The organism is Moraxella sp. CTOTU46711 (genome assembly GCF_031975715.1).
In the GTDB taxonomy this organism is placed as follows: domain Bacteria; phylum Pseudomonadota; class Gammaproteobacteria; order Pseudomonadales; family Moraxellaceae; genus Faucicola.
Map to the genome: position 1 here is coordinate 287,537 of NZ_DALYMP010000001.1, position 12,784 is coordinate 300,320.

General features: G+C 44.3%; 11 protein-coding genes. 9 read left to right on the forward strand and 2 right to left on the reverse strand.

What is annotated here, in order from left to right; genetic code table 11:
- Window positions 1-4: 4 nt before the first annotated feature.
- Window positions 5-1,984, reverse strand: coding sequence for a penicillin-binding protein 2 (mrdA, locus tag RTJ53_RS01285; protein ID WP_312275501.1), 1,980 nt, complete (start codon window positions 1,982-1,984; stop codon window positions 5-7).
- 464 nt (window positions 1,985-2,448) lie between these two features.
- On the opposite strand from mrdA, the gene RTJ53_RS01290 reads away from it, so the two are divergent.
- The 6 genes from RTJ53_RS01290 to adk all read left to right on the forward strand — a co-directional run bounded on the left by RTJ53_RS01290 (window position 2,449) and on the right by adk (window position 9,242).
- Window positions 2,449-3,759, forward strand: coding sequence for a DUF445 domain-containing protein (locus RTJ53_RS01290; protein ID WP_312275502.1), 1,311 nt, complete (start codon window positions 2,449-2,451; stop codon window positions 3,757-3,759).
- Window positions 3,760-3,825: 66 nt separating this feature from the next.
- A complete protein-coding gene (locus RTJ53_RS01295; RefSeq protein WP_312275503.1) occupies window positions 3,826-5,910 on the forward strand; it encodes a heme lyase CcmF/NrfE family subunit in 2,085 nt (694 codons plus the stop codon).
- On the forward strand, window positions 5,897-6,472 hold the full coding sequence (locus RTJ53_RS01300) for a DsbE family thiol:disulfide interchange protein (RefSeq protein ID WP_050325568.1): 576 nt from the start codon (window positions 5,897-5,899) through the stop codon (window positions 6,470-6,472). Before RTJ53_RS01295 ends, RTJ53_RS01300 begins: the two co-directional genes overlap by 14 nt.
- A gap of 41 nt (window positions 6,473-6,513) precedes the next feature.
- Window positions 6,514-7,044, forward strand: a complete 531-nt coding sequence (locus RTJ53_RS01305) for a cytochrome c-type biogenesis protein (RefSeq protein WP_312275910.1) — start codon at window positions 6,514-6,516, stop codon at window positions 7,042-7,044.
- On the forward strand, window positions 7,044-8,324 hold the full coding sequence (ccmI, locus tag RTJ53_RS01310; protein ID WP_312275504.1) for a c-type cytochrome biogenesis protein CcmI: 1,281 nt from the start codon (window positions 7,044-7,046) through the stop codon (window positions 8,322-8,324). The genes RTJ53_RS01305 and ccmI overlap by 1 nt, the downstream gene beginning before the upstream one ends.
- A gap of 261 nt (window positions 8,325-8,585) precedes the next feature.
- Window positions 8,586-9,242 carry an adenylate kinase gene (gene adk / locus RTJ53_RS01315; RefSeq protein WP_312275505.1) on the forward strand — a complete coding sequence of 219 codons (657 nt, stop codon included), beginning with the start codon at window positions 8,586-8,588 and terminating at the stop codon, window positions 9,240-9,242.
- A 165-nt stretch (window positions 9,243-9,407) separates the two neighbouring features.
- On the opposite strand, the gene rpsT is transcribed toward adk, so the two are convergent.
- Window positions 9,408-9,677, reverse strand: a complete 270-nt coding sequence (rpsT, locus tag RTJ53_RS01320) for a 30S ribosomal protein S20 (protein ID WP_007117302.1) — start codon at window positions 9,675-9,677, stop codon at window positions 9,408-9,410.
- A 351-nt stretch (window positions 9,678-10,028) separates the two neighbouring features.
- On the opposite strand from rpsT, the gene RTJ53_RS01325 reads away from it, so the two are divergent.
- The 3 genes from RTJ53_RS01325 (at window position 10,029) to alr (ending at window position 12,725) form a co-directional block, all read left to right on the forward strand.
- Window positions 10,029-10,742 carry an NAD-dependent epimerase/dehydratase family protein gene (locus RTJ53_RS01325; protein ID WP_312275506.1) on the forward strand — a complete coding sequence of 238 codons (714 nt, stop codon included), beginning with the start codon at window positions 10,029-10,031 and terminating at the stop codon, window positions 10,740-10,742.
- 44 nt (window positions 10,743-10,786) lie between these two features.
- Entirely contained in the window at window positions 10,787-11,302 is a 516-nt protein-coding gene (gene rraA, locus RTJ53_RS01330) for a ribonuclease E activity regulator RraA (RefSeq protein ID WP_312275507.1), read from the forward strand.
- 166 nt (window positions 11,303-11,468) lie between these two features.
- Window positions 11,469-12,725, forward strand: a complete 1,257-nt coding sequence (gene alr, locus RTJ53_RS01335) for an alanine racemase (protein WP_312275508.1) — start codon at window positions 11,469-11,471, stop codon at window positions 12,723-12,725.
- Window positions 12,726-12,784 lie beyond the last annotated feature (59 nt).

A 12,784-nucleotide genomic window follows, 5' to 3' on the forward strand; every position in this document is an offset into this window, starting at 1 on the left:
TACGTCAGTCAGCGCCACCCACTGCAGTGAGTTTGGCGGTATTGGGTTTTGCGATAATAGGTTTACCCGACAAAACTAACGCTTCACGTTGTAATTTGGCGGCTTGTTTTTCGGCATTGATTTTGACAAGTTCTTCAGGCGACGGTGGCACAATCGGTTTTCTGATTTTATCAATGAGCCAATAATCCATCATTTTACGCACAATCGGCGCTACCCAGCCACCATGACGCCCATTCTCTACGATAACAGCAATGGCAATTTGCGGGTTTTCTACTGGGGCAAAGCCAACAAACCAGCCATGATCCCAGTGACGCGAGTCAAGCGCGGCTTCGTTATAGCGTTTACCTTGTGCGATAGATTTGACCTGCGCTGTGCCTGTTTTGCCAGCGATGCGATAAGTTGGCGTATAAATACTATGCGCTGTGCCTTTTTTGACCACATCTTCCATGGCTAGGTGCATACGCTGCCAATCATTGGGATTACCGTTGTATTGAATTTTCCCATCGGGCTTTTCAATGGGGGTGACATGTTCGGCACCGGTGGATTTTTTGAGCAGATGGGGGGTTAAATGCTGTCCATCGCTGGCTAACATGGCGATACCGTTGGCAATCTGTAAAGGGGTCGCCAAAAAATACCCTTGCCCGATACTCACAGAAATGGTTTCCCCAGGCAACCAGGCTTTTTTGTAGGTTTTCATTTTCCACTCAGTAGAAGGGTAGACGCCGGTTTTTTCTCCCGGCAAATCAATCCCTGTTTTACTACCAAAATTAAAACGCGTCATCCAATCATGAAGCCGGTCAATACCCAGTTGATAAGACAGCTTGTAGTAGTAGGTATCGACAGATTCGACCACGGATTTATGCAAATTGACGTTACCATGACCTGATTTTTTCCAGTCACGAAATTTATGGCTATCGCCAGGCAGACTAAAATAACCCGGATCATAAATACTACTGTCCCATCCCATCATGCCGTAATGAATCCCTGCCAAACCCTCAATCGGTTTGATAGAAGAACCCGGGGGATATTGCCCTTGTAGCGCGCGATTGTACAGTGGCATGTCGGGGTCTTGTTGCAGCGCCTTGTATTCTCTGCTACTAATCCCAGTGATAAAGGGATTGGGGTCAAAACTTGGGTTGCTCACAAAGGCTAAAATCTCGCCAGTGCTTGGGTCAATTGCCACCGCGGCGCCGCGTTTACCATTTAACAAATCGCTGGTCAATTTTTGCAAGCCATAATCAAGGCTTAGATAAATATCATTGCCGGGAATGGGCGGTTTGGTATCGAGTTTTTTGATGATATCGCCATAGGCATTGGTTTCAATCGATTGATAACCGGGTTTGCCCAGTAGCAGCGACTCGTAATACTTTTCAATCCCTGTTTTACCTATCAGATCGGTGCCTGCATACAGCTTTTTATCCAACTTTTTACTATCATTGTCGCTGATACGCCCAACATAGCCAATCACATGGGCAAACAAATCACTGTAGGGATAGGTGCGCGTGAGTTTACTTTGAATCGTCACGCCTTTAAAAAACGGTTTGCGTTCACTAAACTGGGCAACTTGCTGTTCGGTAAGTCCGATTTTAATGGTGACAGGTTCGTTTTTACTTTTTTTAAGGGCTTTTGAAGCTTCACTGATTTCTTCAGGTGTCAACTGAAAAATCGGGGTAAGTAGTGCTAAGGTATTGTCAGGATTGTCAATTTCATCAGGACTGATGACGGCGGTAAAAACAGGCTGGTTATCTGCCAAAATCACCCCGTTCCGGTCATAAATGTAGCCGCGGCTGGGCGGTGCAGAAACCAGCTTAATACGATTATTGTCAGACTGGGTAACGTACTGGTCGTGGGTATAAATTTGTAGATAAGCATAGCGTACAATCAAGCCAACCAAGCCCAAAAAAACAAACACCGATGCCAAAATTACCCGACGGCGAAAGATGAGATTTTCACGTTGCATATCTGAAGAATGGGGTGGTTTCATAAGCGGGTAACAGCAATTAGAACGGTTTTAAAAAGGGTCGCGGTGCGATGAAAGTTTAGCTTAATGCAAATATAGGGATATCACCCAGCTACTATATAATATGGGTAGCTTAAATCTGATGGCTTAAGTCAAAATTTAAGAGCGATATACTAGCATAAAATGTGGTAAATAAGCATGCCCAAATCCTGCCAAAATCGCAAATAACTGACGGCTGCTGTCAAAACAAATGTATCAAATTATGATAGCACCATTGACGGCAATATGGATGATAACATAGGGACGCAAAACCGCTAAAAATACAACTTCTTCAGGCAAAATATATCTTTCTGTGCTAAAATCTAGCAGTTTGAACGCACCCTTATTAAGCCACTTATAGTATAGACGTTTTCAAGCAAACCTTATAATGTCATCTCGGTTTTATTGTCCTTTGATTTTAGCTTTTTCACCATGTGAGCTTTTTTGATATGTTTGCAGAAATTTGGCACAAGCTTGCAACCCATCCGCAATTTTTCGCCATGCTGACCATTCCATTTGTGACGGCAGTCGTGACTTGGGCGCATGTATGGATGGCGCTCAAGATGCTATTTTATCCCATTCATTTTTGGGGCATTAAGATTCAAGGATTCCCAGGCGGCGGTATCGGCTGGCAGGGCATTGTGCCACGCAAAGCGGGTAAAATATCCGGGATTATCGTTGACCAAACTTTATCCAAGCTTGGCTCGCTCGATGAGTTTTTCCAAGCCATGCACCCTGAAGAAGTGGCAGATTTTATCAGCCAAACCATGAACCAAAATTTGGATTTGCTGATTGATGAAATCATGAATGAGCGCTCGGCAACGCTATGGGCGAATCTGCCTTTTGCTGTCAAACGCCGTATCTATGCGTATGGACACGAGCAATTGCCAGCTATCATGAAAAATCTGGTGCTCGACTTGACCTACAATGTCGAAAACTTGGTTGATATGCGCGAGATGATTGTCAACAAGATGGAAAGCGACCGTGCGCTGATGGTGCGGATGTTTTTGAAGGTAGGTCAAAAAGAGATTAATTTTATTTGGCATATCAGTGCGTTGATTGGGTTTGTATTTGGTATTTTGCAGATGGCGATTTTTTGGTTTGTGCCGCAGCATTGGACGGTGCCGTTTTTTGCTGCGATTTGGGGGCTGTTGACCAACTGGATTGCTATCTGGATGGTATTTAATCCAATTGACCCGCATTATTATCGCTATCCCAAATTTTTTAGTTTTAGCAACTCATTGCCATTTATTCGCTTTGAAAAACCGCATATGGGACAATTTAACTGGCAAGGTGGTTTTATGAAACGCCAGCCTGAGGTCTCTGAGGTGTTTGCTGAGATTGTGGTCAAAGATTTGGTCACGCTCAAAAACATCATGTATGAAATGATGTATGGCAGCCGTGCGATGCAAACGCGTGAGCTAATTAAAAAACACCTAAACCCAATGTTGGAATCACAGGTGATTCAAACGAGCTTGAAATTTGGTTTGGGTCGTAAAGAATTTGGTCAGCTCAGACACGTGATTATTGATAAGTCAATTGCAGCGACCATGGTGCCGATGAGTAATCCTGAGCTTAACCTTAGCCGCGCGGAAAAAATCTTTGGGCTGTTTCGAGACCGTATTCGCGCATTGACGCCCAATGAATTTCAAAATCTGTTGCGTCCTGCCTTTCGTGAAGATGAATTAACACTGATTATTTTGGGCGGTGTGACAGGGTTTTTGGCGGGCTGGATACATTTGATATTGGTGTTTTATTAATTTGACCCATTTTTTTGGTGAAAATTCTACAGTGTGATAACCACTACAGCGATAGGAGCAGTGGGTATGTTAATTACTGAATTGGGCTATTTTGCGCTTATTTCAGCCTTGGTGATTGCCATTTTACAGGTTATTTTGCCAGCAGTGGGGGTGTTTAAACACCAACCTGCTTGGCAACGACTGGCGGGAAGTTTTGCCATTGCTCAGTTTTTGGCAACCGGTACGTCATTTTTATGCCTGATGTATGGGTTTTATGCCAATGATTTTACGTTGATCTATGTCGCCAATCAGTCAAATTCTTTGCTGCCTTGGTACTATCGCTTATCAGCCACGTGGGGCGGGCATGAAGGCTCACTGTTACTGTGGGTTACTATTTTGGCGACTTGGGGCGCGGCGGTGGCCGTTTTTAGTCGAAGCTTGCCGCTTGCCATGCGCGCACGCGTGTTGGTGATTATAGCCTTTGTGCAAATGATGATGCTAAGCATGGTGATTTTTGTGTCGTCACCTTTTAATCGCAGTCTACCCAGCATCCCCGTGGATGGCAAAGATTTGAATCCACTACTGCAAGACCCCGGATTAATTTTTCACCCGCCGATGCTATACATGGGCTATGTGGGCGCGGTAGTACCGTTTGCCTTTGCCATGGCAGCATTGTGGGCGGGCCGGTTAGATGCGGTTTGGACGCGTTGGTCGCGTCCTTGGACACTAGCGGCTTGGTGCTGTTTAACCTTAGGGATCGTATTTGGCTCAATGTGGGCATACAACGAGCTTGGCTGGGGCGGCTGGTGGTTTTGGGATCCTGTGGAAAACGCGTCGTTTATGCCTTGGCTCGGTGGTGTGGCATTATTACACTCATTGGCAGTCACCGAAAAGCGCGGCGTGTTCAAAGCTTGGACGATTATGTTGGCGATTTTTACCTTTGCCTTGAGTTTATTGGGTACGTTTTTGGTACGTTCGGGGGTCATTACCTCGGTTCACTCATTTGCCGCAGACCCCACCCGCGGTCTGTTTATACTAGTGATTTTGGGCGTGGTAATCGGTGGCGGTCTGGCGATGTTTGCGTGGCGCGGTTGGCGTTTGACCCAAGAAAGCCATTATCAGCTCAAATCTCGTGAGACATTATTGGTCATCAATAACATTATTATATTAGTCGCAACCATCGTGGTGGTGATTGGGACACTTTACCCAATGCTGGCCGATGCGTTAAAACTGGGTCAAGTATCGGTGGGTGCGCCTTACTTTAATGCGTTATTTGTGCCGTTAACTTGGTTATTGTTGTTGTTTTTAGCCATTGGACCTGTCAGCCGTTGGAAAAAAGACACCCGTCCATTGTTAGGTATAGGCCTGGCGATTTTAGCCAGTTGTTTTGTGTTAGCCGGTGTTCTGAGTTATTTCTTGGTCAGTAGCATTAACATCAATATCTTTATGTCCGCGGCACTGTGTTTATGGGTGTTGGTATGGATGGTGATTGATATCAAAGACAAAACCCGTAACGCGCGCTCACTGGGCGCTGGGCTAAAACGTCTGCACATGGGCTATTGGGGAATGCAGTTGGCGCATTTGGGTATTTTGCTATCCGTGATGGGCATTGCCATTACCACAAGCTTAAGTATCGAAAAAGACATTGCCATGCAAAAAAACCAATCGGTTGAAGTACAGGGCTACCAGTTTACGATGGATGAGCTAAAAAAAATCCGCGGTGCCAACTTTGATGCTACCCAAGCGGTGGTCAGTGTTCGTAAAAATAACCAAATAGTCGCGACCCTTTATCCAGAAAAACGCCATTATGTGGTCAGTCAAATGCCCATGACCGAAGCTTCTATCCAGTACAACCCATTAAGAGATATCTACATGGCAATGGGTGAGCCAATTTTGGACGCCAATCAAACGGAAGCTGATGCCACTAAATGGGCGGTGCGTATCTATATCAAACCTGGCGTACGCTGGGTATGGTGGGGTGGTTTTGTGCTGGCGCTCGGTGCGATTTTAAGTATGTTTGATAAACGTTATCGTAAACTGCCGAGACTTGCTGATATGAGTGATGACAAGTCGGGTAATTTGGCAGCGATTAACACACCAGTGGCAAACGCCCCTGTATTAGTAAAAAATGACAATGAGTTAGGTCAGGAGAGTGCTCATGGCAATGCGTAAAAGACAACTTTGGTTTTTGATTCCTTTGGTGCTTTTTTTGATTATCATTGCGCTGTTTTATACGCGGTTGGGCAAAGACACCACAGTAGTGACCAACACCTCGCTCAATCGCGCTTTGCCAAGTTTTAGCTTACCGTCGTTGGGTAACCCATCACAAATGATTACCCAAGCACAGTTACCCAAACAGCCATTTTTACTCAATGTATGGGCATCTTGGTGTGTGACTTGTAAAGTTGAACATCCGTTTTTATTGCAGATGTCAAAAGCAGGTGTACCGATTGTTGGGGTCAATTATAAAGATGAAACCAAAGACGCGCTCGATTATCTCAACACCCATGAAGACCCATTTACCCTCAATGTGCAAGATAAAGAAGGTAATTTTGGCATTGATTTGGGTCTGACAGGTGTGCCAGAGTCGTTTGTGGTTGATGGCAAAGGCAATGTGCGCCAGCATATCTTGGGTGAAATCAACGAAGAGCGCTACAATAAGCAAGTATTGCCTTGTATGACTGCGCTGCGTGAACAAGCCGCCGATGCTAAAATTCGTGAGGTGTGCCAATGAGTATCACATTTGCAAAAATTCTTCATTTGATAGTCAGGGCGATGGCGATGGGGTTGTTGGTCGCAGGGTTATCCATGTCGGCTTGGGCAAATATTGATACCTACCAATTTGACAACCCGCGCCAAGAAGCCCAGTATCGTGCACTTATTGAAGAATTTCGTTGTCCAAAATGTCAAAATCAAAACTTGGCAGGTTCCGATGCGCCAATTGCACAAGATTTAAAACAAAAGACTTATGACATGGTCAAAGACGGTCGTTCCGACGCCGAAATTCGCCAGTATATGAATGAGCGTTACGGTGATTTTATTAGCTACAAACCACCTGTGCGCCCATCCACCTGGATTTTATGGTTTTTTCCGCCTGTGTTGTTGGTGTTTGTGATGCTGGCTTGGTTTATTCGTAACCGTAATTCGTCAAAACGTGCCGCTGTCATCGACAATCCCATAGAAGACGGCTATGCGCCACTTTCAGCCGCCGAACAACAGCGGTTACAAGACTTGTTAAACGCCAATGATAATGCTGCCAGTGCTAAAACTAGTGAAATCAATCAAGCAGTGGGTAAGGAAAATTAATGTCAACGCTAATTATTTTTATCATTGTCGCGCTTCTGTTTGCTATCACGCTTGCGGTATTTATTTTGTTACCTTGGTTGCAAACCCAAGACCATCACGCTATTGCCAATCGCGCTGATAATCAGCTACTAACGCTCAATATTGAAGTATTTAAACAACGATTGGTAGAACTTGATGCCGATTTTGGCGAGGGTCAAATCGATGAGGCGACTTATCAAACCCAAAAACTGGCGTTAGAGCGTCAATTACTAGATATCAGTGACAATCAAGATACCAGCCATTTTACCCCCAATTGGAAAAGCCGTCTGATAGTTATCATCTGGATTCCGCTGTTATCTGCGATGGCTTATGTGATGATTGCCGACCGCACGCCCGTCTATCAATTATGGGATGCACAAAATCGCTTGGGACAAGTCGCGGATGATTTGCTGACCGCAAAAATCGATACGCCACCCGAATGGGCGACCAAAGACAGCGTGGGACTCATTAGTGCCATGCAAACCAATGTGCATCATCATGCCACCGATCCGCTACGTTGGTTTCGTCTCTCTGAAGTGTTTGTAGCCTTGCAAGCACCCGAGCAAGCAATTGAAGCCTTGGCAAGGGCGTATCGTCTCAATCCTGATGATGAAAAAATCGCCATCACCTATGCGCAAACTAGCTTTTTCACCCAAGGCGGGGTAATGGATGACAAAACCCGTCAAGTAGTTGAGCATATTCTAGCCAAAAGTCCCAAACACCAAGGCGCACAAATGCTGATGGCAATGGGCGAAATGCGAGCGGGTAACTACGCGCAGTCTCGAAAATGGGTAGAACTGCTACGCACCGAAATCCAAGCGCGTCCTGGCGATCATACCCAAGCTTTAAACAGCCTATCTGAACTTGAGCAGACTATCAATCAGCGTGAGGCCCAAGGCGAACAGGCAATTACAGTCAATGTCAAAGTCACCCCTGAGATATTAGGACGGGTGAAAAAAGGCGAAAGCTTATTTGTTAATGTGCGTAAGATGGCAGGTGGTCCCCCTGTTGCTGCCAAAAAACTGTCAGCAGATAGCTTAACCATCAATGGTATGTCAATCAACATCAGCGATAACGATAGCATCATGCCGACCATGACCTTAAGCTCGGCGATTAGCACGAATGAGGCATTGGTGATTACTGCCCGGGTTAGTGCTTCAGGTGACGCCATGCCGCAAAGCGGTGACTTGACGAGTAACCCCGTACCGCTAGAGAAAACGGCTGACTCAACAACGGTATTGATTGATAAAATCGTGCCTTAAATCGTTATGAAAAATATCTTGATTGAATAGGGGCTCAATTGAATAGAGGGCGGATTAAAGCTTGCCACATTTTTATTTTTAATACCCCTATCAATTTAAATTATTTTGCAAAAATTGCTTGAGATTTTAGCGGTTAACGAGTATTGTTAACCCAGTATTTCAAAACTGTTAGTTATTCGAACACACCATTTGTGGGTCTTTTTTGCTATTGCAGTAATGAGATAGGGCGATTTTAATAATTTCGACTTAAGGAATAGGTTTATGAAGCGTATTATTCTTTTAGGGCCACCTGGCGCTGGTAAGGGTACCCAAGCACAAATCATCACCAAGGAATTTAATATTCCACAAATTTCAACAGGTGATATGCTACGTGCCGCTATCAAAGAAGGTACTGAGCTTGGCAAACAAGCCAAAAGTATCATGGATGCCGGTGGACTTGTCTCAGATGATTTAATTATCAACCTAGTTAAAGCCCGTATTGCGCAGCCAGATTGCGCCAACGGCTGTATTTTTGATGGTTTTCCGCGTACCATTCCACAAGCGCAAGCGTTAGCCGATGCAGGCGTACACATCGATAACGTGGTAGAAATTGCAGTACCTGATGAAGACATCGTGTCTCGTTTGTCAGGTCGTCGGTCTCATCCTGCTTCAGGTCGCGTGTACCATGTGGTCTATAATCCACCCAAAGTGGAAGGTAAAGATGACGAAACCGGTGAAGAATTGGTTCAGCGTGAGGATGATAAAGAAGATACCATCCGCGATCGTTTAGCGACTTATCATAACCAAACAGAAGCTTTGGTTGGTTTCTATCAAGACTTGGCAAAATCGGGTCAAAACGCACCTCGCTATGCCAAATTTGATGGTACACAAGCGATTGATAAAGTCAGTGAACAAGTCCTTGCCGAGTTAAAAGCATAATTAAAACCATGATTAAACGCATCAATGGGCTTTTAGGTAAGCTAAATAAAAAGCTGAAATTTCGATTTCAGCTTTTTTTATAATTAAATCAGTTGTATACCCAAATCGGGCTCAATAAAAAAGCCAATTCAATACGAATTGGCTTTTTTAGTTTTAAACAAACAATTAAGCAGTTTTAAGGGCTTTAATTGCTTTATTTAAGCGGCTTTTATGACGTGCTGCTTTGTTTTTGTGAATCACGCCTTTGTCAGCAATACGGTCAATCACTGGAACTGCTTTTTTGTAAGCTTCAGTCGCTGCTTCGTAGTTTTTATCTTCAACGGCTTTTACCACATGTTTGATGAAAGTACGAACCATAGAACGTTGTGATGCTTTTAATTGACGACGTTTAACGTTTTGACGAGCGCGTTTGCGAGCTTGTGCAGAATTTGCCACGTAAATCTCCTTGGATTTGCAATATAAATCGATCTGTTAGTAAGTGAGCAGCCATTCGCTTATTACAGACACGGGTAGTTAGGGTTGCTTGAATCCTTGAATCACTAGACACGGAAACACAATTAACGATATCAAGCGGATTTAAAGCCCGCTATTTTAGCAAACTCACGCTACAATAACAACTTATTCGGCAGATTATTCAGCGTATTTCGTCTGTTGGTCAAAAAACCATCGGGCAATGCCCGTCAACGCTGAAAAAAACGTATTTGTAGGTGAAAGTTTTGATTATCTGTGATTAAATAAAATGACGTTAAAAACTCATAAAAATATTCATACTGAGGTCATTGTTTTATGCAGCGCACAGCATTAATCATCGGTGCAACCGGCTTGGTAGGCAATTCATTACTCACCCAGCTTGGCAGTTTGTATCAAAAAGTCATTATCATTGCGCGCTCTCAGCCAAAAGGATTGAGTGATTCCATGCATTTCTACCAGCTCAAAGATTTTAATCAAATGCATGAATTTGTGTCTGCGCTGTCGATAGGTAAAGACACCGATGCTTTTAGCTGTCTGGGTACCACCATTAAGGAAGCGGGTAGTGAAGCCGCCTTTCGGCAAATCGATTTTACCTATAATGTCGAATTTGCAAAAGCTTGCAAACAAAAAGGCGTAGAGCGGTTTTTTTTGTTATCGGCGATGGGCGCCAATGCTGACAGTCGCTTTTTTTATAACCGTGTCAAAGGTGAGCTTGAGACTGCGATTGGCAATTTAGGCTTTCAAGAATTGGCAATTTTTCGTCCCTCTTTGCTGCTTGGCAAACACGATGATCGTAAATTTGAAACCATCGCGCAGACGGCGTACAAACTCATCAAACCTATCGTACCTAAAAAACTGCCTGTCCGTCCCATAGAAGCCGATAGGGTGGCGATGGCAATGGCGCTGGTGAGCAACAATTGGCACATCAAACATACTTATGAAAAATCTGCTAATCGCGTCGATACTGCCAAAAAAACCCAAGTTATCAGTAACGGTGAAATGCTAGCGATGACGCGGTTTAGAAACTAACCTTCCCAAAAAAATAATTGACTTAAGGAACGATGATGAGCGACATGACGTTACAAAATTTTATTACGTGCGATTTATTAGATGATAATCCAGAATGTCAGGTTTGTGCACCCAACATGGAAGGCAAACGCTTTTTTAGTTATGGCGGTAAAACAAAATTTGGCGGTGAAGTAGTAACTGTCAAATGCTTTGAAGACAATAGCCGTGTTAAAGAGTTGTTAGCCACGCATGGCAAAGATGATAAAGGTAATGGCAAGGTTTTGGTGGTAGACGGTGGGGCATCAATGCGTTGTGCCTTGCTGGGCGATATGATTGCACAAAGCGGCGTTGATAATGGCTGGGCTGGCGTGATTGTGTATGGCTGTGTTCGCGATGTGGATGATATGAGCAAAATGCCAATCGGCGTACAAGCGCTCGGCGCCATTCCCCGCAAATCCAATCGCAAAGGTGTGGGTGAGACGGATATCGAAATCAGCTTTGGCGGTCTAACTATTAACTCTGGCATGTATGTGTATGCCGATAACAATGGCATTATTGTGAGTACGACATCATTGCTTTAATGAGCTAAGTTAAGCTACTAAACTAAAAAGTAGCCTAGGTTGGTTAAAAAACCGCATCAAGTGTTGATATATTAACTGGTTATATGGCTTGACTGCGGTAACATCAGCGCATGAAAGCGCATACTTTTTCTGATTTTTTTATTGTCATCTCATTTTGGGAATTATTATGAAACTACATCAAACTCTGCTATCGCTTGCCATCGCCACCGTTATGTATCACGCTGCGCCCGCGCAAGCCGCGCCCGCGCTAACGTATGCTGGCGATAATCCTCATATCGTTAATCTTGCCAATACCAACGCTTGGCTTGAAATAGATACTGAGGCATACGGGCATAATATTGAAGCAATGCGCGCGCATTTAGGTGGTAAATCCCAAATCTGTGCGATTTTAAAAGCCGATGCCTATGGCTTTGGCATTGATAATTTGATGCCTACCGTGATGGAGCATAAAGTCCCTTGTATCGGTATTGCCAGTAACGAAGAAGCCCGTATCGCCCGCAAGCACGGCTATAAAGGACGAGTGATGCGGGTGCGTACGGCGACCAACCAAGAAATTGAAGACGGCTTAAAATACAATGTCGAAGAGTTATTTGGTACCCTTAAACAAGCCCAAACTGCCAGTAATATCGCACGAGCAGCGGGCGGGGTCATTAATTTTCATATGGCACTCAACGACGGCGGCATGGACCGTAACGGCTTAGATTTGAGCCTTGAGAAATCTAAACAAGACGCTTTGGCAATTACCAAGCTTAAAAATCTCCACATCGTCGGTATCATGACCCATTTTCCTGTTGAAGATAAAGCCGATGTACAAAAAGGGTTGGCTAGTTTTAAACAAAACACCGATTGGCTGATTAAAACCGCCAAACTCGACCGTAAAAAACTCACCATCCATGCGGCGAACTCGTTTGTGTCGCTGAACGTGCCAGAAGGTTGGTTTGATATGGTGCGTCCAGGGGCGATTTTGTTTGGCGAGCCTTACTATGAACGTCCAGATTTTAACTACATTATGTCGTTCAAAAGCCGTGTGGCTAGCGTCAATTTATATCCTAAAGGCTCAACTGTTGGCTATGACCGCACTTATACTTTGACACGAGATAGCTATTTGGCAAATTTACCATTTGGTTATTCAGACGGCTACCGTCGCGCCTTTACCAACAAAGGTCATGTCTTAATTAATGGTCATAAAGTCCCGGCATTGGGCAAAATCTCGATGAATACCACTATGGTCGATGTCACCGATTACCCCGATGTCAAAGCAGGCGATGAGGTGGTTATCTTTGGTAAACAAGGTAGTGCCGAAATCACCCAGTCGGAAATCGAAGATATCACAGGTACACTCTTTACCGAAATCTACGCCAACTGGGGTAACTCAAATCCCAAATTTGTCAAAGCCCAAATCACCAAATGGCTCAATAAATAACGTCAACTTGACAAAAAAGCACCGTCAAATTGGCAGTGTTTTTTTTTGCATATCACTTT